Source organism: Nocardioides pelophilus, from assembly GCF_014180685.1.
Lineage (GTDB): Bacteria > Actinomycetota > Actinomycetes > Propionibacteriales > Nocardioidaceae > Nocardioides > Nocardioides pelophilus.
Genome location: NZ_JACEHF010000045.1, coordinates 1 through 24,752 on the forward strand (window position 1 = coordinate 1; position 24,752 = coordinate 24,752).

At 70.9% G+C, this 24,752-nt stretch carries 20 protein-coding genes; 5 read left to right on the forward strand and 15 right to left on the reverse strand.

Annotated elements, in window-relative coordinates:
- Positions 1–807 (forward strand): PD-(D/E)XK nuclease family protein (locus H0488_RS10020; protein ID WP_183099135.1); only part of this gene is annotated, 807 nt, incomplete at its 5' end.
- Positions 804–2,537, forward strand: a complete 1,734-nt coding sequence (recD, locus tag H0488_RS10025) for an exodeoxyribonuclease V subunit alpha (RefSeq protein ID WP_183099136.1) — start codon at positions 804–806, stop codon at positions 2,535–2,537. The genes H0488_RS10020 and recD, both read left to right, overlap by 4 nt.
- A 119-nt stretch (positions 2,538–2,656) precedes the next feature.
- On the opposite strand, the gene H0488_RS10030 is transcribed toward recD, so the two are convergent.
- Together H0488_RS10030 and H0488_RS10035 are read right to left on the reverse strand one after the other, a co-directional pair.
- Entirely contained in the window at positions 2,657–3,166 is a 510-nt protein-coding gene (locus H0488_RS10030) for a PGPGW domain-containing protein (protein ID WP_183099137.1), read from the reverse strand.
- A 21-nt stretch (positions 3,167–3,187) separates the two neighbouring features.
- Positions 3,188–3,682, reverse strand: coding sequence for a nuclear transport factor 2 family protein (locus H0488_RS10035; protein WP_220794413.1), 495 nt, complete (start codon positions 3,680–3,682; stop codon positions 3,188–3,190).
- Positions 3,683–3,726: 44 nt separating this feature from the next.
- Here H0488_RS10035 and H0488_RS10040 point away from each other — a divergent pair, with 44 nt between their 5' ends.
- Positions 3,727–5,313, forward strand: a complete 1,587-nt coding sequence (locus H0488_RS10040; protein ID WP_183099139.1) for an adenylate/guanylate cyclase domain-containing protein — start codon at positions 3,727–3,729, stop codon at positions 5,311–5,313.
- Positions 5,314–5,316: 3 nt separating this feature from the next.
- Here the strand turns inward: H0488_RS10040 and H0488_RS10045 are convergent, their stop codons facing one another.
- The 6 genes from H0488_RS10045 to H0488_RS10070 form a co-directional block, all read right to left on the reverse strand.
- Entirely contained in the window at positions 5,317–5,907 is a 591-nt protein-coding gene (locus H0488_RS10045) for a TetR/AcrR family transcriptional regulator (protein WP_183099140.1), read from the reverse strand.
- The gene (locus H0488_RS10050; RefSeq protein ID WP_220794414.1) at positions 5,904–8,975 is read right to left on the reverse strand and encodes an MMPL/RND family transporter; all 3,072 of its coding nucleotides are present in this window, start codon (positions 8,973–8,975) and stop codon (positions 5,904–5,906) included. Before H0488_RS10050 ends, H0488_RS10045 begins: the two co-directional genes overlap by 4 nt.
- 119 nt (positions 8,976–9,094) lie before the next feature.
- Entirely contained in the window at positions 9,095–10,255 is a 1,161-nt protein-coding gene (locus tag H0488_RS10055; RefSeq protein ID WP_183099142.1) for a zinc-binding dehydrogenase, read from the reverse strand.
- A gap of 32 nt (positions 10,256–10,287) precedes the next feature.
- Positions 10,288–12,072 (reverse strand): M1 family metallopeptidase, encoded by a 1,785-nt coding sequence (locus H0488_RS10060; protein WP_183099143.1) that lies wholly within the window; start codon positions 12,070–12,072, stop codon positions 10,288–10,290.
- A gap of 93 nt (positions 12,073–12,165) precedes the next feature.
- Complete coding sequence (locus tag H0488_RS10065; RefSeq protein ID WP_183099144.1) at positions 12,166–13,989, reverse strand: phosphoenolpyruvate carboxykinase (GTP); 1,824 nt, start codon at positions 13,987–13,989, stop codon at positions 12,166–12,168.
- 228 nt (positions 13,990–14,217) lie between these two features.
- Positions 14,218–15,648, reverse strand: a complete 1,431-nt coding sequence (locus H0488_RS10070; protein ID WP_183099145.1) for a gamma-aminobutyraldehyde dehydrogenase — start codon at positions 15,646–15,648, stop codon at positions 14,218–14,220.
- Between the two features lie 135 nt (positions 15,649–15,783).
- On the opposite strand from H0488_RS10070, the gene H0488_RS10075 reads away from it, so the two are divergent.
- On the forward strand, positions 15,784–17,175 hold the full coding sequence (locus H0488_RS10075; RefSeq protein ID WP_246371782.1) for an aspartate aminotransferase family protein: 1,392 nt from the start codon (positions 15,784–15,786) through the stop codon (positions 17,173–17,175).
- Positions 17,176–17,359: 184 nt separating this feature from the next.
- Here H0488_RS10075 and H0488_RS10080 read toward each other — a convergent pair whose 3' ends face one another.
- From H0488_RS10080 to H0488_RS10095, 4 genes are read right to left on the reverse strand one after another with little or no spacing between them, the layout of a single operon-like run.
- Positions 17,360–18,169, reverse strand: coding sequence for an ABC transporter permease (locus H0488_RS10080; RefSeq protein WP_183099147.1), 810 nt, complete (start codon positions 18,167–18,169; stop codon positions 17,360–17,362).
- Between the two features lie 10 nt (positions 18,170–18,179).
- Positions 18,180–19,079, reverse strand: coding sequence for an ABC transporter permease (locus H0488_RS10085; protein WP_183099148.1), 900 nt, complete (start codon positions 19,077–19,079; stop codon positions 18,180–18,182).
- 10 nt (positions 19,080–19,089) lie between these two features.
- Complete coding sequence (locus H0488_RS10090) at positions 19,090–20,226, reverse strand: ABC transporter ATP-binding protein (protein ID WP_312856276.1); 1,137 nt, start codon at positions 20,224–20,226, stop codon at positions 19,090–19,092.
- Entirely contained in the window at positions 20,219–21,352 is a 1,134-nt protein-coding gene (locus tag H0488_RS10095) for a polyamine ABC transporter substrate-binding protein (RefSeq protein WP_246371785.1), read from the reverse strand. The genes H0488_RS10090 and H0488_RS10095 overlap by 8 nt, the downstream gene beginning before the upstream one ends.
- Before the next feature lie 224 nt (positions 21,353–21,576).
- Here H0488_RS10095 and H0488_RS10100 point away from each other — a divergent pair, with 224 nt between their 5' ends.
- Positions 21,577–22,044, forward strand: a complete 468-nt coding sequence (locus H0488_RS10100; protein ID WP_183099149.1) for an Lrp/AsnC family transcriptional regulator — start codon at positions 21,577–21,579, stop codon at positions 22,042–22,044.
- Here H0488_RS10100 and H0488_RS10105 read toward each other — a convergent pair.
- The 3 genes from H0488_RS10105 to H0488_RS10115 all read right to left on the reverse strand — a co-directional run.
- Positions 22,023–22,640, reverse strand: coding sequence for an HAD family hydrolase (locus H0488_RS10105; protein ID WP_312856277.1), 618 nt, complete (start codon positions 22,638–22,640; stop codon positions 22,023–22,025). The two genes, H0488_RS10100 and H0488_RS10105, sit on opposite strands and share 22 nt — an antisense overlap.
- A gap of 67 nt (positions 22,641–22,707) precedes the next feature.
- Positions 22,708–24,066, reverse strand: coding sequence for an NAD(P)/FAD-dependent oxidoreductase (locus H0488_RS10110; protein WP_312856278.1), 1,359 nt, complete (start codon positions 24,064–24,066; stop codon positions 22,708–22,710).
- Between the two features lie 56 nt (positions 24,067–24,122).
- Positions 24,123–24,752: zinc-binding dehydrogenase (locus H0488_RS10115; protein WP_183099151.1), on the reverse strand; the 630-nt coding region annotated here is incomplete at its 5' end.

Here is a 24,752-nt window from a genome sequence, read left to right on the forward strand (position 1 = left end):
TTCGGCTCCCTGGTGCACGCCGTCCTCGAGCACGCCGACCCGGCAGCGCCCGACTGGCGGGCCGAGCTGGCCCGACACGTCCGCGAGCAGCTGGTCGACTGGCCGGTCGACCTCGATCCGGAGGCGTTGGCCGACGCGCTCGTCACCGTGTGCGACTCCCCCCTCGGCCCGTTGACCGACGGCCTGACGCTGCGCGGGCTTCCGATGTCCGACCGCCTCCGGGAGCTCGACTTCGAGCTCCCGATCGGCGGCGGCTACGACGCCGTCGACCAGCCGCGGCTCCTCGGAGACGTGGCCGGGTTGCTCCGCCAGCACCTGCCGATCGGCGACCCGCTCCTCGACTACGCCGCCGCCCTCGACGATCCGCGCCTCGGTGGCCAGGTGCTCCTCGGCTACCTCACCGGATCGGTCGACCTGGTGCTGCGGGTCGCCGGGGCCGACGGCGCCGTCCGCTACCTGATCTGCGACTACAAGACCAACTGGCTGGGCGACACCGACGCGCCGTTGACCGCGGCCCACTACACGCCGGACCGGCTGGCCGCGGCGATGGGCCATTCGTCGTACCCGTTGCAGGCGCTGCTCTATGCCGTCGTGCTGCACCGGTTCCTCCGCTGGCGCCTGCCCGACTACGACCCGGAGCAGCACCTGGGCGGGGTGCTGTACCTCTACCTCCGCGGGATGTGCGGCGCCGAGACCCCGGTGGTCGAGGGAGCCCCGTGCGGCGTGTTCTCCTGGAGCCCGCCGACGGCGTTGGTGACCGAGCTGTCGGACCTGCTCGACGGACAGCGACAGGAGGCCGGGCAGTGACCGAGGTGTTCGAGGCGGTCGACGAGCACGACCACCGGCTGGCGGCCGACCTCACCGGTCCGCTCGCGGACCTCAACCGCGCCGGCCTGCTCACGGCCGGCGATGCCCGGATCGCCCGGACGCTGTGCCTCCTCGGCGGCGAGTCGTCCGCCGACGTCGAACTGGCGGTCGCACTCCTCGTGCGCGCGGCCCGCAACGGCTCGGTCTGCGTCGACCTGCGCGAGGTGCACGACCTGCTGCCCGACCACCCGTGGCCCGAGGCCCGACCGTGGTTGGAGGCGGTGGCTGCTAGCCCGCTGACCGGGGTGGCCGTTCGCCACGATGATGGCCTGCTCTACCTGCACCGCTACTGGGCCGAGGAGGGCGCTGTCGTCACCGACCTCCACGAACGGCTGGCCCGGCCGCAGCCGGTCGTCGACGAGCGCCGGCTCGGCATCGCCCTCGACCGACACTTCACCGCTCCCTACGCCGAGCAGCGAGCCGCCGCGGAGGCGTCTGCCCGGCGCTGGACGTCCGTGATCACCGGCGGACCCGGCACCGGCAAGACCACCACGCTCGCGCGCCTGCTCGCCGTGCTCGCCGACCAGTCCGCCACCCCGCTCCGGATCGCCCTGGCCGCACCCACCGGCAAGGCGGCCGCCCGGATGTCGCAGGCGCTGGCCGACGCCGTCAGCAAGCCGACCTTCCCCGAGGTCGACCGCGGCGCGGTCGCCGGGCTCACGGCGTCCACCCTGCACCGGTTGCTCGGGTTCCGGCCCGACAACCGCACCCGGTTCCGTCACCACCGCGGCAACCGGCTGCCCTACGACGTCGTGGTCGTCGACGAGGCCTCGATGGTCTCGCTCTCGATGATGGCGCGGCTCGTCGAGGCGATCCGCCCCGAGGCCCGGCTGATCCTGCTCGGCGACGCCGACCAGCTGGCGTCCGTCGAGGCGGGGGCGGTGCTGCACGACGTCGTCGCGGGCTTCCAGGGCCGGGCCCCGTCGCCGGTCAGCCGGCTCGAGAAGTCCCACCGCTTCGGCCGTCAGATCGGCGCTCTCGCCGCAGCTGTTCGTGACGGGCACGCCGACGTGGCGTGGTCGCTGCTCACTGCGGGCGACACCGACGTCGAGCTCATCGACCCGTCCGACACCGCCCGGGTCCGCGAGGTCGTGATGCCGAGCGTGGTCGACCTCCGCGACCGGGCGCTGGCGGGTGACCCGGCCCCGGTGGTGGCCGCCCTCAACGCGCACCGGCTCCTGTGCGCGCACCGGGCCGGCCCGTTCGGCGTCGCGGCGTGGAACGAGCGGATCGAGCAGTGGCTCAAGGCCGAGATCGGCACCGACTGGCTGCCCTACCGCTACCCCGGCCAGCCGCTGATGCAGACCAGCAACGACTACGGCCTCAAGCTCTGGAACGGCGACAGCGGCGTCGTGCTCGGCGGCGACGAACGGCGGGCGCTGTTCGACGACGGCGCCGAAGGTCGCATCGTCTCCCTCGCGCGACTGTCCGAGGTGGAGGTCGCCCACGCGCTCACCGTCCACCGCAGCCAGGGCAGCGAGTTCGGTCAGGTCCCCGTGATCCTGCCCGAGTCCGACTCCCGGCTGCTGAGCCGGCAGCTGCTCTACACCGCGGTCACCCGCGCGGTCGACCGCGTCCACGTCGTCGGCACCGAGGAGTCGGTGAAGGAGGCCGTCCGCCGCCAGGCCCGCCGCTCCTCCGGCCTCGCGGGCCGGCTCGCCGCGGACTGAACCGGCGGCCTGCGCTGTTGCCCGTTTATCAAGGGATGCAGACGAATGGTCGCTTCCCATGTCGAATTCGCCATGGGAAGTGCTCGTTCGTCGACATCCCTTGATAAACGGGCAGCGGATCAGCCCTCGCTGTCGCGCTGAGCCCGGTGCTGGTGCCTCTCCTCGTCGGCCTCGTCGATCTCGCCCTCCAGCGCGGCGACGGCGTCCGGCCGGCCGTAGAAGCGGCGGTAGGAGTAGACGATCAGCACCACCGCGAGGGCGGCGGAGACGATCTGGGTGACGCCGGTCCAGATCCCGCCCGGGAGCCACCAGTCGTCGGACAAGGGCCACCACGAGGGCGCGTCGGGCTTCACGATCCACACCACGCCGCAGGCCGCCAGACCGAGCGCGAAGACGGTCGAGGCGATGATCCGGGGCCAGGTCTCGACGCTCTCGGCCGCGCCCCGGAGTGCCCGCAGCCGCACCGGCTCGACCCACCGCTCGGCCCACTCGTACTGCTGGGAGAGTACGGCGAGCCCGGCGAACATGAGCAGCAGACCAGGCCCCGGGAGGACCAGCGCCGCGATGCCGACGACGAGCAGCAGCCAGCCCACCACCTCGAGGACGAGCCGTCTGGCTGCACCGGTCATTGCGCCATCTTGTCCTATCGATCAACCGCCGAACTTGCGGAGATAGGCGAGCACGTCGTCGTCGGCCCGGCCGTGGGCGGCAGCGATCCGCGCCCAGTCCATCGCCATGGTGTGGAAGCGGAGCGGGTTGTAGACGTCCTCCTCGCGCGAGAAGAGACCGTCGCCGGCGTACGTCATGATCGTGATGTTGGGTTCCTCGAGCATCGTGCCGTCGCCCGGGTCGGGCATCGGGTTGCGCACCTCGCACACCAGTCGGGCGGCGTCGGCGTCGACGACCTGCCAGCTGATCGGGAAGCCGGTCATCACCCGGCCCGGGTAGGTCGTCATCGTGCGCACCGACCAGTTCCGGATCTCGTCGCGACCGCGAAAGGTGCCCATCGCGTGCTCGACGTAGACCGCGTCCGGGGTGAACAGGTCGGCGTAGCCGTCCCAGCTGCCCGAGGCGACGAAGCCGCCGACCTGCTCGTGGAACGCCGCGTAGGCGTCGGTGATCTCGGCGGCGCTGAAACGGCTCACGGACAGCATCCAAGCACCCCTGCCACGCCGCTAGGCTCAACGGCATGTCGCCCTCCAGGCCCGCCCGCAAGCGGAGCCCCTTCGGCGCACGCATCCTCGGTCCGGCCGAGCAGGACCCGCGCCACCTACGGATCCGGATCCAGCTGCTGCTGACCCTGGTCCTGGTCAGCACGAACATGTTCGGCGCCGGCGTCGTCTTCGTGGTCAACAACTTCGCCGTCCCGGCGCGGGACCTCGAGGCGGACATGTTCCTCGCACTCGCCATCGCGGTGCCGGTCTACGTCGTCTCCGCGGCGGTGATCGGCGTCATCTGGGGTACGGCGACCAGCCTGCGAGCACTGCGCTGGGCGACCCAGGGCGCGGGCGTGGTCCCCACCGAGAAGGAGCGTCGTCAGGCGCTCAACGTGCCGCTGCAGCTGACCATGATGCAGCTGTCGCTGTGGCTGGCCGGCAGCTGCGTGTTCACGGTGCTCGCCATCATCCTGCAGCGCGACCGGGCCGTCTCGACCGGCCTCACCGTCGGCATCGGCGCGCTCGTGGTCGCCGGCGTCTCCTACCTCCTCACCGAGTTCACGATGCGGCCGGTCGCGGCCCGGGCGCTGGCCGACACCGACGTGAACGAGAAGACCCGGTTCGTCGGCGTCGGACCGCGGATGGTCCTCTTCTGGGCCATCGGCACCGCGGTGCCGCTCGGCGGCCTCCTCGTCGCGGCGATCCTCGCCCTGGCGATCCCCTCCGAGACGACGCTCAAGCAGATGGCGATCGTCACCATCGTGACCTGCGGCGCGGTGCTGGTCTTCGGCTACGTGCTCACCGACCTCAACGCCCGCTCGGTCGTCGCGCCGATCATGTCGGTCCGCCAGGCGCTGCGCTCGGTCGAGGAGGGCGACCTCGACACCGACGTCGTGGTCTACGACGGCACCGAGCTCGGTGCCCTGCAGAGCGGGTTCAACCAGATGGTGGTCGGGCTCCGCGAGCGCGAGAAGCTCCGCGACCTCTTCGGCCGGCACGTGGGTCACGAGGTGGCGGCGGCCGCCGCCGCGGCCGAGACCGGCGAGGTGGCGTGGGGTGGTGAGACCCGGGTGGCGTCGGTCCTCTTCGTCGACCTGATCGGGTCGACGACGTACGCCGCCGACCACACCCCGGCCGAGGTCGTCGGCGTCCTGAACCGCTTCTTCGGCGTCGTCGTCGACGAGGTCGACCGGCGGGGCGGCCTGGTCAACAAGTTCATCGGCGACGCCGTGCTGGCGATCTTCGGGGCGCCGTCGCACGACGAGGACCACGCCGTCGCGGCCCTGGCCGCGGCCCGCGCGATGGCGTCGCGGCTCGCCGAGGAGGTGCCGGAGATCAGCGCCGGGGTGGGCGTCGCCACCGGCAGGGTCGTCGCCGGCAACGTCGGGCACCACCAGCGCTACGAGTACACCGTCATCGGCGACGCGGTGAACTCGGCGTCGCGCCTCACCGAGCTCGCCAAGGAGGTCCCCGGCGGCGTCGTCGCCATGTGGGACACCGTGGTCGCCGCGGCCGAGCGCGGACACGCCGACGAGGCGATCCGCTGGGAGAAGAACGGCAGCGCCGTCCTCCGGGGGCGGTCGGACAAGACCGAGCTCGCCGTACCGGTCGCCCCGTAGGGGTCAGCGCAGCGCGTCGAGCACGTGCACCACGCGGCGCAGGATCAGGTCGAGGTCGACCTCGGGATAGACCGTCGACACGACCAGGTCACGCTCGAGCACGGCCAAGCCGTGCACGGCGGCCCAGCCGAGGGTCGCCAGCTCGGCGGTCGGGACGTCGGCGCCCCAGCCGCGCGCCTGGGCGGCGGCGACGGTGGCGAGCATGAGCTCGCGCTGCGCCAGCCGCGCGGCGACCAGCCGCTCGTCGTCGTTGTGCAGCAGGTCGGGCCGGTACATCAGGTCGAAGAGCGCCGCGTGCCGCCGGGAGAACTCGACGTACGCCGTGCCGGCCGCGGCGACCTGCTGACCGCCGTCGACCGGTGCCCCGGCGATCGCCTCCCGGGTCTTCTCGTGGAGCAGGTCGTGCCCCTCGACGGCAAGCGCGGTGAAGAGCCCCGCCCGGTCGGCGAAGTGGTGGGCGGTGGCCTGGTGCGAGACGCCGCAGCGCCGCGCGATCGCCCGCAGGCTGGCCCGAGCCGGCCCGGTCGCCGCGATCTCGGCCTCGGCTGCGCGGAGCAACCGGGCCCGGAGGTCGAGGGTGGACGAGCGGCTCACGTTGCTGCGGTCCCGGCCACCCGGTCCTTCGGCTCCCGGTCCTTCGGCTCCCGATCTGCCGGCCACCACAGCCGGGGGCCGAGCAGCGTCGCCACGGCCGGCACCAGCAGCGACCGCACGACGAAGGTGTCGAGCAGCAGACCCGCACCGATGGTGAAGCCCACGTGCGCCATCGTCGTCACGCTACCGGCCATGAGCGCGAACATACTCGCGGCGAAGATGACGCCGGCCGAGGTGATCACCGAGCCGGTCGCGGCGGTCGCCCGGGCGATGCCCGCCTTCGACCCGTCCGGCGCCTCCTCGTGCATCCGTTTGGTGAGCAGCAGGTTGTAGTCGGCCCCGACCGCGACCAGGATCGTGAAGGCCACCGCCATCACCGTCCAGTCGAGCTGGCTGTCGAGCAGGACCTGCCACACGAGCACGGAGAGTCCGATCGCCGAGGCGTAGGACAGCACGACCGTCGCCATCAGCATCGCCGCGGCGATCGGGCTGCGCAGCAGCACCAGCAGCACGAGGAACACGGCGACGAGCGCCGCGATCGCCACCGCCCGCATGTCCGACTGGGAGTAGTCGGCCAGGTCGGAGTTGGTCGCCGCCATGCCCGTCATGCTCACGTCGGCGTCGGCGAGCCGGGTGTCGTTGAAGGCCTGCTCGACGGTCCCCTCGATCTCGTGAGTCCGGGCCGAGGCCTCGTGGCCGAACGCGTCGGTCGCTCCGAGCACGGCGAACCGCGCCGTCCGCCCGTCCGGCGACAGGAAGAGCCGCATCGCTGCGGCGAACCGCTGGTTCTCGAGCGCGGCCGGCGGCAGGTAGAACCCGCCGATGCTGGGGTCGTTCGCGACGGCGCTGGTCTGGCGGAGGTACGTCGCCGCCCGGGTCAGTCCCTGCCGCAGCTCGGGCAGTGAGGCGGCCACCTCCTCGGTGCCGCCCTCGAGCTGGGAGGCGCCGTCGGCGAGCTGGTCGGCGCCGTCCGCGGGCTGGTCGGCGCCGTCGGCGAGACCGCCCAGCCGATCGGCGAAGACCTGCTGGCCGTCGGCGAGCTGGTCGGCGCCCTCGCGGGCCTGGCGCAGACCGTCACGCAGCTGACGGAGGCCGTCCTGCAGACCCACCGTGCCGTCGGCGAGCTGGTCCGCCGCGCGGGCAGCCTCCCGCAGCCCGGGCAGCAGCTCGTCACGCTCGGCGACCCAGATCTGTCGGATCCCCTCGCGAGCCTGGCGGCATGCGGGATCCACGTTGCAGGTCAGGCTCTTGGTGCGGAGCGCGTCGTAGGCGAGCCCGAGCCCGTCGACCGCGAGCTGGACCTGGTCCGCCCCCGTCGACAGGCCGCGGGCGAGCTGGCGCATGCCGGTCGCGAGCTGGCCCGTCCCGGTGACGGCCTGGTCGGCACCGGCCAGGAGGCGGCGTACTCCCTGCTCAAGGTCCGCCGTGCCGGCGACGAGTCGGTCGGCACCATCGACGGCCCGGTCGGCGCCGTCGGCGAGCTGTCCCGTGCCGTCGCTGAGCTGGTCGGCGCCGTCGCCGAGCTCACCGGCGCCGTCGGCCAGCTGCTGCGCGCCGCCCTCGCCGTCGCCGATCCGGTCGGAGGCCCGGTCGAGGCGGACTCCGACGATGCCCGCCTGACGCGCGACGGTCGCGTCGGTGATCGGCTCGCCCAGGGGCCGGGTGATGCTGCGCACCAGCACGACGCCCTCTTCCTGCGCGACGGCGCTCGCCGCGCGCTCGAGGAGCGCGAGGTCGCGCGGGTTGCGCAGGTCGTGGTCGGCCTGGATCAGCACGTAGTCCGGGAGGATCTCGTTGACCGGGAAGTGGCGGTCGAGCATCGCGTAGCCGCGGTTGCTCTCGGTCGCGGCCGGCTGGGAGTCACGGGTGTCGTAGCTGACGGCGATCAGCGGTGCCAGGGCCGCGAGCGCCAGCAGCGGCACCAGGGAGACCGCGAGCATCCGGGCCGGGTGGGCGACGACGAGACCTGCCAGCCGCGGCCACAGGCCGCCGGCCTTGGTGGCGCGAGGCTCGCACCAGCCGCGCCGGCCGGCCATAGCCAGCAGGGCGGGCGTCAGCGTGATCGCCACCAGGAGGTTGATCGCGACGCTGACGGCGATGGCCGGGCCGGTCGTCGAGAAGAAGCCGAGGTCGGCGAGCAGCATGCAGCCGCAGGCGAGCACGACGGTGAGCGCGGAGCCGGTGATCACCCCCGTCAGCCGAGCACCCGCTGTCGCGGCTGCCTCTTCCGGCGGCATGCCTTCGCGGCGCAGCTCCTGGTAGCGGCTGACGAGGAAGATCGCGTAGTCGGTGCCGGCGCCGAGCACCACGGCGGTGAGGAAGGTGCCGCTGAACGTCGAGACGGTGAACAGGCCGAGCTCGCCGCACAGGGCGGTCAGCGCTCGCGCCAACCCGAGGCCCAGCCCGACGATGCCCAGCACCACGGCCATCACCGCGAAGGAGCGGTAGATCAGCCACAGGAGCAGGGCGATGAGGCCGATGCTGACGACCGTGATCCGGACGACGCTGTGCTCGGTCTCGGTCGCGAGGTCGGTGATGGTCGCGGTCGGCCCGGTCACGGCGACGTCGAGCCCGTCGGGTGCGAGGTCGGCGGCGACGTCGCGGACGGCGGTCACCTGACGGATGGACGAGGGCGCGCCGGTCACCCCGGTGATCCCGACCAGGACGTAGCGCGCCTCGCCGTCGGTGCTGGTCAGTGCCCCGAGCAGCTCGGGGTTCTTCCGGACGTCCTGGACGAAGGTGACGTTCTCGTCGTCCTTGGTGAGGACGGTGGCGAGCCGGGCGGCGTACTGCTTGTCGGTGGGCTCCAAGCCGCCGTCCCGCTCCATCGCGATGACGACGAAGCTGTTGGCGCCGCCGTTGCCGAACGCCTCGCCCATCTCCTCGACGGCGATGATCGACGGCGCCTTCTCCGGCACGACGGCCGTGGAGTCCTTGGCCGCGACCTCCTCGATCTGCGGCACGAAGACGTTGAGGGCTGCCGCCAGGACCAACCAGGCGACGAGGACCCAGACGGCCCGCTTGACCGCGAATGCTGCAAGTCCCGAGACGCGTCCGTTGTCGGCCATCGAGCTCCCCATGTCGGCCTGTCGGCGTCGGCGTCCTTGCCACTGGCAAGGAACGTGTTCCAGGGGAACCTAGGGCCGTTTGCTTGCCGGCGGCAAGCAAACGTGACGCGGCCCACCCGTCAGGCGGAGGTGACCTTGCTGGGGTCGATCAGGATCTTCGCGTGGCGCTCCGGATCGCCGAGCGCCGCAAACGCGTCCGCCACACCGTCGAGCCCGACGGTCCCGGTGATGAGGGGCGACACGTCGACCTTGCCGGACGCGATCCACTGCAGGGTCTGGTGGAACTCGCTCGGGTCGTAGGCGAACGCGAACCGCAGCTCGAGCTCCTTGTTGATCGCCATCGAGGGCCGGAACGTGTCGGCCCCCATGCAGACGCCGACCACCACGACCCGGGACAGGAGCGGCGCGGCCGAGACGATGTGCTCGATCATCCCGGGCACGCCGACGCACTCGAACACGACCGGACCACGCGGGGTGGCGCCGGCCTTCTCGGCAGCGCGCAGGACGTGTGCCCACGGCAGCAGGGGTACGGCGCGCAGCTTGTCCATCGCGTCGAGCCCGAGCTCGGCCAGCGCGATCGGGTTGGTGAGGTAGCGCTTGGACTCGGCGAACGAGCTCCACGGCGAGTCGGTGGCGGGGTCGATGACCTCGTCGGCACCGCACTTCTCGGCAAGCGCCCGCCTGCCGGCCGAGAAGTCGCTGGCGATGACGTGGCGCACCCCGGTCGCCTTGAGCATCAGGATCACCGCGAGCCCGATCGGCCCGCAGCCGATCACGACCGCGGTGTCCTTGGCGCCCACCTGGCCGCGGCGCACGGCGTGCAGCGCGACGGCCATCGGCTCGGTCAGGGCGGCGCGCTCCGCCTCGAGACCGTCGGGCACCCGCATCGCCATCGATGCCGTGACCAGCACCTGCTCGGCGTACCCGCCCGACGCCTGCTCGCTCAGCCCCGTCAGGTGCACCGAGCGGCCGGCGCGCAGGACGGGAAGGGCGACGACGCGGGTCCCGACGGGCCACGCCTTCTTGGTGCGCGGGCCGTAGTCGGCCACGGTGCCGACGAACTCGTGGCCCATCACGACCCGCTGCGTCGAGCGCATGAACCCGTCGTACCCCAGCGCGGCCACGTCGTCCGCGGTCTCGTCGCAGTGCAGCCGGGCGTGCAGGTCGGAGCCGCAGATCCCGCACCGTTCGACGTCGAGCAGCACCTGCCCCCTCTCCGGGGCGAGGTCGGGGACCTCTTCGACCTCGAGCTGACCTTCGTGACAGGTGACCGCGCGCATGAGCCGGAGCGTACGGCGTCCCCGGCGTCAGGTCAGGCGGCGTCGAGCATCCGGGCAACCCCGGCCCGCGCCACCGGGTGGTAGCCGGCTGCGGCCGTGGCGAAGATCTCGCGCGCCCGGTCGAGCCCGCGCGGGGTCGCAGCCAGCTTCGCGTAGACGCGACGCAGGTAGAGCGAGCGCCCGTGCCGGTCGAGGAAGCCCGCGACCGCGTCGTCGACCTCGGCCGCGCCCCAGACGTACTCGCTGCGGATCGCCAGCTCCAGCCACGCGGTCGCCACCTCGATGTTGCGCTGGGCGCTGAAGCCGAAGGTCCGGTCGAGGTCGGCCAGCACGGCGTGCGGCGCGTCGGTCGGCAGCACCCGGAGGAGGTGCACCCACTGCTGCGGAGCCCAGCCGGCCGTGTCGAGGTCGGCGGCTGCGGTGCCCGCCAGGAGCGCGTCCGCCTGCCGGTCGACCCGGTCGAACGCGTCGGACGGGAACTCCGGCGCGTTGGCCGGCACGCCCGGGCCGTAGACCCACGCCTCGAGCTGCACGTCGGCGTCCCCGACCCCCGCCGGCTCCAGCACCTCGGTGCGCAGGAGCGCGAGGAAGGTCACGGTGTCCATCGACCGGAACGCGAACCGGTCGAAGTAGTCGGCGAGGAACGCGTCGAGCCGCTCCCGGCCGACGACCTGCTCGATCATGCGCAGGAAGAGCGACCCCTTCTCGTAGGGCACCAGGTCGGGGCCGCTCTCCGGATCACGGTGCGCCAGGTCGAGCGAGAGCCAGGTGTCACGCTCCGCCAGGGTCGCCAGCTCGGCCTCGAGCGCCTGGCGGCCGAGTCGGAGCAGCATCGCCGTGTAGTCGGCGCCGTAGAGCTCCTCGTCGATCCGGGTCTCGAAGTAGACGGTGAAGCCCTCGTTGAGCCAGATGTCGTCCCAGGTCGCGTTCGTGACCAGGTTGCCCGACCACGAGTGCGCGAGCTCGTGTGCGACCACGGTCACCAGCGACCGGTCGCCGGCAAGCAGGGTCGGGGTCACGAACGTGAGCCGGGGGTTCTCCATCCCGCCGTACGGGAAGCTCGGCGGGAGCACGAGCAGGTCGTAGCGGCCCCACCGGTACGGCCCGTACAAGCGCTCGGCCGCCTCCATCATCGGCTCGGTGTCGGCGAACTCCCACGCCGCGGCGTCGACGACGGCGGGCTCGGCGTACACGCCCGACCGGGGCCCGAGCGGGCGGAACTCCAGGTCGCCGACCGCGAGCGCGACGAGGTACGACGGCACCGGCTGCGGCATGGCGAAGGAGTAGACCCCGTCCGCCGACCGCTCCGTCGGGTTCTCGGCGCTCATCACGGCCAGCAGGCCGGGCGGGACCCGCACCGTGGCGTCGTACGGGTGGCGGACCGCCGGCGTGTCCTGGCACGGGATCCACGATCGCGCCAGGATCGGCTGGGACTGGGTGAAGAGGAACCGCTCGCCCGTCGTCTGCGCCGGCTCGAGCCACTGGAGCGCGCGCGCATCGCCGCCGGTCGCGTAGTCGACCACCACCGTGTCCGCGCCCCCGGTCTCGATGGTGAGCGAGCGTCCCAGGATCGGGTCGTGGTCCCCCAGCACGTGGTCGAGGGCGGCGCCGGCGGCGTCGGTCACCGCGCGGATCTCGAGGTCCCAGGTGTCCAGCACCACCACGTCGGCGTCGGCCGCCGTCCGGTCGAGGCGGAAGGTCGCCCGGCCGGTCAGGCGCTGCTCGTCGAAGTCGACCGTGACGTCGAGGTGCAGGTGACCGACCGCGATCTCGTTCGGCCGGGCGTGCGAGTGCGGGTCGTCGGCGAATTCAGCCACCCGCGGAGCGTACACACCGCCGACCCGGCTCGAACTCCCCGCAAAAACACGCCGACCCGTCGCCAAGTTGGCGACGGGTCGGCGATGTGGTGCTTACGCCTGGTCGAGGGCCTCGGCGACCCGGCGGTGGGCCTCCCAGATCTCCTCGGGCAGACCGTCGAACTGGCCGAGGTGCTCCTCGCGGAACTTGATCTCCTGCTGCCACCGGTCGATGTCGAGCGAGAGGATCGTGTCGAGGTCGGCGAGCGCCTGCTCGTCGAGCCCCTCGAGGTTGAGCTCGTCCCGGGTGGGCAGCACGCCGACCGGGGTCTGCCGGCCCTTGACCTCGCCGTTCTTCAGCTGCATCAGCCACAGCAGCGGGCGCAGGTTCTCGCGGTAGCCCGGCCACAGGAACCGGCCGTCGTCGCCGCGCTGGAACCAGTTCACGTGGGCGAAGATCGGCTTGTCCTTGGCGGCACCGATCACCTTGAGCCAGTGAGCGGCGTAGTCGGCCTCGGGGTAGGACATGAACGGACGCATCGACATCGGGTCGTAGCGGAGCACGCCCTCGAGCCCGTCGGCCGCCGCGGTCGCCTCGGCGCCCAGGGTGAGGCCGTCGTAGACGCCCTCGGCCACGTCGGTGATCGCGCGGATCAGCGGCTCGCGGTCGCGGGTACGGCCGCCGAAGATGATGCCGTGGATCTCGACACCGGCCGGGTCCTCGAAGTCCTTGGCGACGTTGGGGACGTTGGCCAGGGTGGTCGTGAAGCGGCTGTTCGGGTGCGCCCAGGGAGCCTCGACGTTCTCGGGGGCGCGGTCGGCGATCCGGTCGCCCTTCCAGTCGAGCCAGCCGTCGAGGTCGGTCGGCTTCTCGCCGCGACCCTCCCACCAGACCTGCTGCGTCTTCTCGTTGTAGGCGACGTTGGTGAAGATCGCGCCGGTGCCGGGGACGATCGAGTCGATCGCGGTCGGGTTGGTCTTCTCGTTGGTGTCCTTCGCGACGCCGAAGACGCCGAACTCCGGGTTCATGCCGTAGAGCTTGCCGTCGTCGCCGACCCACAGCCACGCGATGTCGTCGCCGTAGAACTCGACGTAGTAGCGGTCGCCGAGGGCGTCGGGGGCCAGCGTCATCGCGAGGTTGGTCTTGCCCGAGGCGCTCGGGAACCCACCGCAGATGTTGTACTTCTTGCCGGTCTCCTTGTCGGTGATGCCGAGCAGCATGAACTGCTCCACCAGGAAGCCGTTCTTCCAGCCGTCGTAGGAGCCCTGGCGCAGGCCGTGTGCGATCTTGCCGAGCAGCGCGTTGCCGCCGTACGACGAACCGAAGTGCAGGATGGTGCGCTCGTCGGCGACGGTCACGAAGTAGCGCTTGTCGTCGGGCGTGCCCTGGCCGAGGTTCTCGAGGTCGCCGGTGACGTGGACGGCCTTGACGAAGGAGTCGCCGAGGTCGTTGATGAACTCCACGCCCACGCGGGACATGCGGATCATCTGGAGCACGACGTTGCGGTTGTCGGTGAGCTCCACGCCCGCGGCGAAGTTCTCCAGCGGCGAGCCCGGAGGCGCCATCAGGTAGGGGATGACGTACATCGTCTTGCCGGCGGACGCGCCGGTCATCAGGTCGACGAGCAGCGGCTTCATCTCCGCGGCGGGGCGCCAGTTGTTGTAGGTGCCCTTGTCGGACTCGTCGTTGGTGGCGACGATGGTGCGCTCCTCGGCGCGGGCGGTGTCCTTGAAGTAGGAGCGCGAGTAGTAGAGCCCCTCGCCGGCCGGCAGCAGCTCACCGGCGTCGAGCGACTCCTGGACCAGACGTGCGTCGTCGGACGCGGAAACGACCTCGACCCTCTCGGCCCCGGTGACCCCGGCCCAGTGGGCGACGTACTCCCGAACATAGGTGTTGGTGAGTCCCGCCTCGTCGAGAACCCGCTCCACATCGACCATCTGTCTAGCCTTTCGCGTCCGATTGGGTGGGGGCACGCTACCTCACGCTCAGCAGCCCGATTCCCCGTGTGGCTTTTCGCCTGAACCGTGGACACCGTCGTCCGCGACGGAAGCCACCATGACATTCAGGGAGCCTCGATCGCACATCGGGGTGGGCCGATGTGCGGGATTCCACAGCGATCCGCGGATTGGATCGTTCGAAGTCCAGGAGTACGCCGGAAGCGCTCGTTACTCGCCGAAGTACGACATCACGTGCTTGATGCGCGTGTAGTCCTCGAAGCCGTACATGGACAGGTCCTTGCCGTAGCCGGAGTGCTTGAACCCGCCGTGCGGCATCTCGGAGACGAAGGGGATGTGGGTGTTGATCCACACCACGCCGAAGTCGAGCTTGCGGCTCATCCGCAGCGCCCGGCCGTGGTCGGAGGTCCACACCGAGGAGGACAGGCCGTACTTCACGCCGTTGGCCCAGCGCAGCGCCTCCGCCTCGTCGGTGAACCGCTGGACGGTGATGACCGGGCCGAAGATCTCGGTCTGGATCTGCTCGTCGTCCTGCTGCAGGCCCGACACCACGGTCGGCTCGTAGAAGTAGCCGGCGTCGCCGACCCGGTGGCCGCCGGTGTCGAGCGAGGCGTGGTCGGGGAGCCGGTCGACCATGCCGGCGACCCGCGCCAGCTGGTCGGCGTTGTTCAGCGGTCCGTAGAGCACGTCCTCGTCGGGCATCCCGGTGCGGGTGTTGCGGGCCTGCTCGGTGACCGCGGCGACGAAGTCGTCGTGGATGCCCGGCCCCGCCAGGACCCGGGTGGCAGCAGTGCAGTCCTGGCCGGCGTTGTAGTAGCCGGCGACCGCGATCGCCTCCGCCGCCTTCTCCAGGTCGGCGTCGTCGAAGATGATCACCGGGGCCTTGCCGCCGAGCTCGAGGTGGACCCGCTTGAGATCCGCCGCGGCACTGCCGGCCACCTCCATGCCGGCCCGCACCGAGCCGGTGATCGAGACCATCTGCGGCGTCTCGTGGGCGACCAGCGCCCGCCCGGTGTCACGGTCGCCGGTGACGACGTTGAGCACGCCGGGCGGCAGGAACTCCTGGCAGATCTCGGCCAGCAGCGTGGAGCTGGCGGGGGTGGTGTCGCTCGGCTTCAGCACGACGGTGTTGCCGGCCGCGAGCGCCGGCGCGATCTTCCAGATCATCATCATCAGCGGGTAGTTCCACGGCGTCACCTGGCCGACGACGCCGATCGGCTCGCGGCGGATCCAGCTGGTGTGCTCCTCGAGGTACTCCCCGGCCGACCGCCCCTCGAGCACCCGGGCCGCGCCGGCGAAGAAGCGGAAGTGGTCGGAGCTGGGCGGCAGCTCGTCGTCGAGCATCGCCTGGGTCGGCTTCCCGGTGTCCTTCACCTCGACGGCGGCGATCTCCTCCGCGCGGGCGTCGATCGCGTCGGCGATCTTGAGCAAGGCGGTCGCGCGCTCCTTGGGGGTGGTGTCGCCCCAGCTCTCGAAGGCGGCAGCCGCGGCGGCGTACGCCCGGTCGACGTCGTCGGCGCCGGACATGGGTGCGCGGGCGTAGACGGCGCCGGTGGTGGGGTCGACGACGTCGTACGTCGCACCGCTCGCGGCGTCGACGAGCTCACCGTTGATCACGTTCTTGAAGGTCTGGTCGGCCATGCGCAGACTCTATAGCCGCCAGGCGACGAAATCAGCGCCTCATTCGCGGCTCTTGCATGCGGATTTCGTCGTTTCAACTGCCATACGCCACGGATTCACTTGCAGCCCGGGTCCGGATCGATCACCATGGTGCCCATGGACGACTCCGCACTCCAGCGCGCCGCGAAGGACCACCTCTGGCTGCACTTCTCCCAGCACGGCCGCTACGAGGGCGACGGCCCGGAGCACGACGTACCGATCATGGCGCGAGGGGAGGGCGTCTACCTCTACGACAACAAGGGGAAGCGCTACCTCGACGGTCTGGCCGGTCTCTTCGTGTCCCAGCTCGGACACGGGCGCACCGAGCTCGCCGACGCCGCTGCGGAGCAGGCGCGGACCCTCGCCTTCATGCCGCTGTGGTCCTACGCGCACCCGCCGGCGATCGAGCTCGCCGACAAGATCGCGTCGTACGCACCCGGCGACCTCAACCGGGTGTTCTTCACCTCGGGCGGCGGCGAGGCCGTCGAGTCGGCGTGGAAGCTCGCGAAGGACTACTTCAAGCGGGTCGGCAAGCCGCTCAAGCACAAGGTGATCAGCCGCAACATCGCCTACCACGGCACCACCCACGGCGCGCTGTCGATCACCGGCCTGCCGAGCCTCAAGCAGCAGTTCGAGCCGCTGGTGCCGTCCACCTTCCGGGTGCCGAACACCAACCTCTACCGCGCGCCCGCGGGAACCGCCGGCGCGGACGGCACCGACGCGGCCGCGTTCGGCCGCTGGGCCGCCGACCAGGTCGAGGTCGCGATCCTCAACGAGGGACCCGACAGCGTGGCGGCGGTCTTCCTCGAGCCGGTGCAGAACGCCGGCGGCTGCTTCCCGCCGCCCCCGGGCTACTTCGAGCGGGTGCGCCAGATCTGCGACGAGTACGACGTACTGCTGGTCTCCGACGAGGTCATCTGCGCCTACGGGCGGCTCGGGAAGATGTTCGGCGCCGAGGCGATCGGCTACCAGCCCGACATCATCACCAGCGCCAAGGGACTGACGTCCGGCTACGCCCCGCTCGGCGCGATGATCGTGTCGGACCGGCTGTTCGAGCCGTTCGCGTCGGGCAAGGCGATGTTCGCCCACGGCTACACCTTCGGCGGCCACCCGGTCTCCACCGCGGTCGGGCTGCGCAACATGCAGCTCTTCGAGGAGGAGCAGATCCTCCAGGGCGTGCAGGACCGCGCGCCGGCGCTGCGGGCGACGCTGGAGCGGCTGCTCGACCTGCCGATCGTCGGCGACGTGCGCGGCGAGGGCTTCTTCTACGGGATCGAGCTGGTCAAGGACAAGGCGACCAAGGAGTCGTTCACTGCCGAGGAGTGCGAGCGGATCCTCTACGGCTTCGTCTCCAAGGGCCTCTTCGAGGAAGGCCTCTACTGCCGCGCCGACGACCGCGGCGACCCCGTCATCCAGCTCTCCCCTCCCCTCGTCTGCACCCAGGAGCACTTCGACGAGATGGAGCAGATCCTCCGGTCGGTCCTCGACAAGGCCTACACGCTGATCTGATCGGTCCGGGCGGCGTCACGGTCGGATTTCGGACCGTGATGCAACACGCTGTTCGTCGTACCAACAGGACGTGCACGGCTCTTCGGCCCCGATGCAACGGTCTCCCACGGCCGTCATCGGTCTTCCAGTTGGGCGAACAGCGTGTTGCAGCCGCCACCGGCCGACCAGAGCCGCGTACGGCGTGTTACACCCGCGTCCGGTCGCGGCGGCGGGAGCCGAACTCGCCGACGACGACGACGATCAGGGCGATGGCGAACATGAGGGTGCCGATCACGTTGATCTGCATGGGGATGCCCTTGGTGTTGGCGCCCCAGACGAACATCGGGAAGGTCACCTGCTGGCCGGCGTTGAGGTTGGTGATGATGAAGTCGTCGAAGGACAGCGAGAAGCTGAGCAGGGCGGCGGCGAGGATGCCGGGGAAGACGAGCGGGAAGCTCACCCGCCAGAACGTCTGCCACTCGTTGGCGTAGAGGTCGGCGGCGGCCTGTTCGAGCCGGGGGTCCATGCCTGCCAGCCGGGCCTTCACCGTCACCACCACGAACGACAGGCAGAACATCACGTGGGCGACGAAGATCGTCCAGAACCCCAGCTTGCCGGCGAGCCCGGCGTTGACGAAGAGCGCCAGCAGCGAGGAGCCCATCACGATCTCCGGCGTCGCCATCGGCAGGAAGATGAAGACGTTCGCCGCCGCCCGGCCACGGAACCGGTGGCGCACCATCGCGAACGCCATCAGGGTGCCGAGCAGGGTGGCGAGCAGCGTCGCGAGCAGGCCGATCTCCAACGACAGCCGCACCGAGGAGCAGAGCTGGTAGGGCTCGCAGAGGTTCGTCCAGTTGTCGAGGGTGAAGCCGTCGAAGGTGTAGGTGTTGCGGCCGGCCGGCTGGTTGAACGACATCAGTACGACGACGAACACCGGCGTCAGCATGTAGAGCAGGACCAGCATCCCGATCATCAGGATCAGGTGCCGGCCCACCCAGTCGCCCGCGGCTCTCATCGACGGCCCTTCATACGAGCTCGTCCGTCCCGGCCCGCCACACGTACACGGCGACCAGCACCACGATCGTGACCATCAGCGCGACCGACAGCGCCGAGGCGGTCGGGTAGTCGCCCGCGTAGAAGAGGTCCTGGATCTCGTTGCCGACCATCCTCGTGTTCGGGCTGCCGAGCAGCTCGGCGTTGATGTAGTCGCCGGCGGCGGGGATGAAGGTGAGCAGGGTGCCGGCCACGACGCCGGGCATCGACAGCGGCAGGGTCACCTTCAAGAAGCCCTTCACCGGCGACGCGTAGAGGTCGCTCGCGGCTTCCAGCAGCCGGTGGTCGATCTTCTCGAGCGACGCGTAGAGCGGCAGCACGAAGAACGGCAGGAAGTTGTAGGTGATGCCGGCGACGACGGAGAACGGCGTGTTGATCAACCGCAGGTCGGCGCCGGTGAACGGCAGCCACCGCAGGAAGGACACGAACCACTCGTTGTCACCGAGGAGGTACTGCCAGGCGAGGGTCCGCACCAGGAAGCTGGTGAAGAACGGCGCGATCACGGCCACCAGCAGGATCGTCTTGAACCGGCCGGCCTTGAACGCGATCGCGTAGGCGAGCGGGTAGCCCAGAGCGATGCACGCGACGGTCGCCACGAGCGCGTACCTCAGCGAGCGCCAGATCTGCTCCCAGTAGTCGGCGATCGCGGTGGGGTAGTTCTGCACGTGCCCGGTCATCTTGTAGCCGAGCTCCAGCGACCCGGCCGGGTCGTAGAGGCTGGTGGCCACCAGCGTCACCGTCGGAACGATGAAGAAGAGCGCCAGCCAGAAGGAGCCGGGCATCAGCAGCAGGTAGCCCGCCGGGCCGCGGCGCTGCTGGTCGACCGCCGGGGGGCCGGCGTCCTGGGTCTCCGTCGGCAGGATGTGCGCCATCAGCCCGCGCTCACTCGTCCTCGATCTGGGTGCCGGCCGTCGCGTCCTGGGCGGCGTCGAGCAGGAAGGTGTGCTCGGGCGCCCACGAGAGGTCGACCTCGTCGCCGGTGCGGAGCCGGCGACTGCTGGTGTGGTTCTGCTCGAACACCGTCAGCTCCTGGCCCCACGGCATCCGGACCAGGTACTCCGTGCTGACGCCGACGAAGCTGACGTCGCTGACCACGCCGCCGCGGAGGTGGTTGGCCGCCGCGCCGGCCTCGTCGGGGGCCCGCAGCTGCACCTTCTCGGGCCGTACGCCGACCCACACGTCGCCCTCGGAGGAGACCGCGCGCTCGGCCGGTGCCACGACGGTGGCGCCGTCCACCTCCACCGCGACCTCTCCTCCGGAGCTCCGGGTCACCTTCCCGGAGACCAGGTTGGAGCGGCCGAGGAAGTTGGCCACGAAGGTCGTGCGCGGCAGGTCGTAGAGCTCCTCGGGCGCCCCCATCTGCTCGATCCGACCCTGGTTCATCACCGCGACCGTGTCGGCCATGGTCATGGCCTCCTCCTGGTCGTGGGTGACGTGGATGAAGGTCAGCCCGACGTCGACCTGGATCCGTTTGAGCTCGAGCTGCATCTGGCGCCGCAGCTTGAGGTCGAGCGCGCCGAGGGGCTCGTCGAGCAGCAGGACCTGCGGGCTGTTGATCAGCGCGCGCGCCAGCGCGACCCGCTGCTGCTGACCGCCGGAGAGCTGGGCGGGCTTGCGGCCGGAGTACTCACCGAGCTCGACGAGGTCGAGCATCCGGTCCACCTCGGCCGCCGCCTCGCGCTTGCTCATCCCCTTGCGGCGCGGGCCGAACGCGATGTTGTCGCGGATCGTGAGGTGCGGGAAGAGGGCGTAGCTCTGGAAGACCGTGTTGACCGGCCGGCGGTACGGCTTGAGCCGCGCGATGTCCTCACCGGCGAGGGTGATGCTGCCGGCGGTCGGCACCTCGAGACCCGCGATCATCCGCAGGGTCGTCGTCTTGCCGCAGCCCGACGGGCCGAGGAGGGCGAAGAACGAGCCCGGAGGGACGACCAGGTCGAGCTCGTCGACCGCGACGAAGTCGCCGTACCGCTTGGTCAGTCCGCTGAGGACCAGGTCGGCCGACTCCATCGGCTCAGCCACCGATCACCTGGACGAAGTCCTTCTCGTACTGCTGCCGGGTCTTGTCGTCGAGGCTCATGAAGCCGGAGGTGCTCGACAGGAAGTCGTCGCTCGGGAAGATCAGGTTGTTGTCGACGAGCGACGGGTCGATCTTCTCCATCTCGGCCTTGGCGCCGTCGACCGGGCAGATGTACCAGACCCACGCCGCCAGCGTCGCGGCCACCACCGGGTCGTAGTAGTAGTTCATGAGCGCCTCGGCGTTGGCTTTGTGCTCCGCCCGGTTCGGGACCATCATGTTGTCGGACCAGATGTTGAGTCCCTCCTCCGGTTGGATGAAGGGGATCCGGTCGTCCTCGGCCGCCGCGACGTCGCCGGACCATGCCAGGCAGGCGACCAGGTTGCCGGACTTCAGGTCGCGGATGTAGTCGTTGCCGGTGAACCGGCGCACCTGGCCGGACGACACGATCTCCTCGAGCCGCTCGATCGCCGACTGCCACTCGTCGTCGCTGAAGTCCGCCGAGTCGGCGCCGTTCATCCGCAGCATGAACCCCATGGTGTCGGGCATCTCGGTGAGCAGGCCGACCTTGCCCTTGAGGTCCTCTCGGGTGACCAGCTCCTCGAAGCTGCTGACCGGGTCGGTGTACTCGGCGTTGTAGGCGATGCCGGTGAGACCGGCCTGCCAGGGGACGCTGTAGTCCCGGTTCTCGTCCCAGCCGGGAGAGCGCAGGCTCTCGATCAGGTTGGCCTCCACGTTGGGGAGGTTCTCCTTGTCGAGCTTCTGCATCCAGCCGAGCGCGATCATCCGCCCGGCGGTCTGGTCGGTCATCGTGATGATGTCGCGGTCGATCGGCTCGCACGAGCCGAGCTGGTCCTTGACCTTGCCGAAGAAGTCGGCGTTGTCGTTGATGTCGGTGTTGTAGGTGACGTCGATGCCGGTCTCGGTCTCGAACTGCTCGAGCGTGGGCATCCGCTTGCCGGCGACGTCGATGTACTCGGGCCAGTTGGAGAAGATCAGCTCCTTCTCCTCCTCGGACCGGTCGGTGCTCTTGCAGCTCTCCGCCGACTGCTTCTGCGACTCGGTGCCGCATGCCGAGAGCAGCGTCGGCGAACCCAGCGCCAGCGCCGAGATGCCGGCGCCCTGCAGCATGCGACGGCGGTCGATCCCGCGCGGGAGAGCCAAGGGTCCGGCCCCCGGAACCGCTCGACTGATTCTCATCTGCTCCCCCTCGCTCTGGGTGACTCGCCGGTTGGGATCCTGCCACCGACCCCCGGTGGAGACAAGCGATTCGGTTGCGCCGAAACACGTTTGCAACGAAATCCGCGTTTGTCGCCTCCGTTGAGCACGGAAGCAGGTCGTGGGAGCATCGCGCCATGGCAGCCCGCACCCCGCGTCCCCATCTCGACGACGTCTCCAAGGCGATCATCGAGCAGCTGCAGCAGGACGGTCGCCGGTCCTACGCGGCGATCGGCAAGGTGGTCGGGCTGTCGGAGGCAGCGGTGCGCCAGCGGGTGCAGCGCCTGGTCGACACCGGCATCATGCAGATCGTCGCGGTGACCGATCCGCTCCAGCTCGGGTTCGCCCGCGAGGCGATGATCGGCGTCCGGGTGACCGGACCCATCGAGCCGGTCGCCGACGCGCTGGCCGAGCTCGACGAGGTCTCCTACGTCGTGATGACGGCCGGCAGCATCGACATCCTCGCCGAGGTGATCGCCGAGTCGGACGAGGACCTGCTCGAGATCGTCTCCGCGCGGATCCGCCGGATCCCCGGCGTCGCCTCGACCGAGACGTTCGTCTATCTCGGCCTGCGCAAGCAGATCTACTCGTGGGGAGTGCGCTGACCTGCCAGGTGGCGGTCGAGCCAGGCGGGGAACTCCCCCAGGTCGTCGAGCACCACGTGCGTGCCGGCGTCGTACAGCTCCGCTCGGGTGCACCCACCCGTCAGCACGGACACGCTCAGCGCCTCGGCGGCGAGCGCGCCCTCCACGTCGTGGACGTGGTCGCCGACGTAGACGCTGACACCCTCGCGGCGCAGCACGTCGGCCTTTCCGATGCCCCACACCTTGCCCTCGAGATGGTCGACGTCGAGCGCGAGGTGGTCGACGTGGAGCTGCGCGTTCGGGGTGTACTTGCCGGTGACGACGACGACCCGGCCGCCGTGCCGGCGGACCGCGGCGATCGCCTCGTGCGCGCCGGCCATGGCGGCCACGCTCCCGATCGCGTGGTCCGGGTAGAGCGCGCGGAACCGGTCGACGGCCGGCGCGATGGCGTCCTCGGCAAGGTGCGGTTGCAGCATCAGGTCGAGGGGCGGACCGAGCTTCGCCGTCAGCTCCTCGATCGGCAGCTCGACGCCGAGCTCGCCCGACAGTGCCCGCAGCACCTCGCGGAAGCCGGGCACGGTGTCGATCAGCGTCATGTCGAGGTCGAAGCCGACCACGAGCGGCTCACGAGTCGCCCCAGTAGTCGCCCCAGTAGTCGCCCCAGTAGTCGCCCCAGCAGTCGCCTCAGGAGTCATAGCCGAGCCCCAGCCGGTCGAGGGTGCGCAGCCACAGGTTGCGGCGCCCGGTGTCGTCGGCCCGGGCCAGCGCCCGCCGGGTCAGCTCGATGCCGGCCCACGCGACCGGCTCGGGCGGGAACGGCACGGCCGGGCGGCGCACCATCTGCAGGCGGGTGCGATCGGTCTCGTCACCGGCGAGCAGGTCGAGCATCACGTCCGCAGCGAACCGGGTGGCACCGACACCGAGGCCGGTGAAGCCGAGGGCGTACGCCGACCGTCCGCCGTGCGCCGTGCCGAAGCTGGCGCTGAAGCGGGTCGACGTGTCGATCACGCCGGCCCACCGGTGCGTGAACCGGATCCCGTCGAGCTGCGGGAAGGTCTCGTGGAAGTGCTCCGCCAGGGTCGCGAACGTCGCCGGCCGATCCTCGTGGGCGCGCTCGATCGACCGCCCGAAGTGGTAGATCGCGTCGTAGCCGCCCCAGAGGATCCGCTGGTCAGGGGTCACCCGGTAGTAGTGGAACTGGTTGCCGGAGTCGGCGATGCCGAGCGCCGGGTCCCACCGCAGCGCGGCGAGCTGCTCGTCGGTGAGCGGCTCGGTGGCGAGCACGTAGTCGTAGACGGGCACCGTCGTGAGCCGGAGCCGGCGGAGCAGCGGGCGGAACACGTTGGTCGCCAGCGCGACCCGGCGGGCCCGCACCACGCCGCTCGGGGTGGTGACCTCGAGGACGTCGCCGCGGCGCCGGATCCGGACGGCCGGGCTGCCCTCGGCGATCCGCACGCCCTGGTGCTCGGCCGCGGCGGCCAGGCCCCAGGCCAACCGGGCGGGGTCGACGACCGCGCACTCCTCCGGACCGGACAGCCGGCCGGCGAGGTAGGTCGGCGAGTCGACCACGCGGCGCACGGCGTCGCGGTCGAGGAACCCGGGCTCGTCGGGCTCGAGCCACGCCACCTCGTGCGGCCGGGTAGCGACGGCGAGGGTGCCGCTGCGGAGGAAGCCGCAGTCGATGCCGTAACGGGACACGGTCTGCTCGATCGCGTCGAGGTTCTCGACGCCGAGCCGGGCGAGCGCGTCGTACTCCTCAGGCCAGCGGGTGCGGCCGTTGGTCTCGCCGTGGGTCAGCGACGCCTCACAGAAGCCGCCGTTGCGGCCGGTGGCGTGCTCGGCGATCCGCTCGCCCTCGAGCAGGAGCACGTCGCGGCCGGGCTCCCGCTCGACCGCGCGGAGCGCCGTCCAGAGCCCGCAGAAGCCGCCGCCCACCACGACCAGGTCGGCGGTCTCGTCGCGCACCAGCGGCGGCCGCGGCTCCGGCCGCAGCGGCGTGTCCAGCCAGAGCGGCAGGTTGACCGAGCCGGCGAGTGAGTCCACTCGCCGGATGCTAGATCAGGCGTCCTCGTGGGCGCCTCGGAGATTCGGGCGCGGGGCTAGGGAACCAGCACGACCTTGCCGACGTTGCGCCGTTCGGCGAGCATCCGGTGCGCGTCGCCCGCGCGGTCGAAGGGGAACGCCTCGGCCACCACGGGCTGCACGGTGCCGTCGGCGATGAGGGACCGCAGCGGCGTGATCCACGGCTCGAGGGTGCCGGCGTCGTCCCACAGGGCGAGCATGTTGAGGCCGATCACGGCCTTGGACGTCGACATCTGCTTGACCAGGTTGAACCGGGGCATCCGGATCATCGTCTTCGCGGCCTGGAGCAGGTTGCGGCTGGCGCCGTCCATCACCGACGAGGCGCCGAACGCGACCAGCCGGCCGCCCGGCCGGAGCAGGTCGTAGCTGGTGCGGAAGCTCGGGCCGCCGATCGCGTCCATGACCAGGTCGAACGGCGGCAGTCCCTGGTGCCAGTCCTTCTTCGTGTAGTCGTGCGCGACGTCGACGCCGAACCCGCGGATGGCGTCGTGCTTGCCCGGCGACGCGGTGCCGTGCACCTCCGCCCCGACCGCGCGGGCGATCTGGGTCGCGGCGATGCCGACGCCGCCGGCGGCCGCGTGGATCAGGACGCGCTCGCCGGCGTGCAGGGTGCCGTAGCGCAGCAGGCCGGCCCAGGCGGTGGCGTA

Excerpts from the sequence above, each read along its gene's own strand:
- H0488_RS10030 (WP_183099137.1), bottom strand. The coding sequence starts at position 3,166 with ATGACCGGTGCAGCCAGACGGCTCGTCCTCGAGGTGGTGGGCTGGCTG.
- H0488_RS10040 (WP_183099139.1), top strand. The coding sequence starts at position 3,727 with ATGTCGCCCTCCAGGCCCGCCCGCAAGCGGAGCCCCTTCGGCGCACGC.
- H0488_RS10050 (WP_220794414.1), bottom strand. The coding sequence starts at position 8,975 with ATGGCCGACAACGGACGCGTCTCGGGACTTGCAGCATTCGCGGTCAAG.
- H0488_RS10055 (WP_183099142.1), bottom strand. The coding sequence starts at position 10,255 with ATGCGCGCGGTCACCTGTCACGAAGGTCAGCTCGAGGTCGAAGAGGTC.
- H0488_RS10065 (WP_183099144.1), bottom strand. The coding sequence starts at position 13,989 with ATGGTCGATGTGGAGCGGGTTCTCGACGAGGCGGGACTCACCAACACC.
- H0488_RS10070 (WP_183099145.1), bottom strand. The coding sequence starts at position 15,648 with ATGGCCGACCAGACCTTCAAGAACGTGATCAACGGTGAGCTCGTCGAC.
- H0488_RS10075 (WP_246371782.1), top strand. The coding sequence starts at position 15,784 with ATGGACGACTCCGCACTCCAGCGCGCCGCGAAGGACCACCTCTGGCTG.
- H0488_RS10080 (WP_183099147.1), bottom strand. The coding sequence starts at position 18,169 with ATGAGAGCCGCGGGCGACTGGGTGGGCCGGCACCTGATCCTGATGATC.
- H0488_RS10085 (WP_183099148.1), bottom strand. The coding sequence starts at position 19,079 with ATGGCGCACATCCTGCCGACGGAGACCCAGGACGCCGGCCCCCCGGCG.
- H0488_RS10095 (WP_246371785.1), bottom strand. The coding sequence starts at position 21,352 with ATGCTGCAGGGCGCCGGCATCTCGGCGCTGGCGCTGGGTTCGCCGACG.
- H0488_RS10100 (WP_183099149.1), top strand. The coding sequence starts at position 21,577 with ATGGCAGCCCGCACCCCGCGTCCCCATCTCGACGACGTCTCCAAGGCG.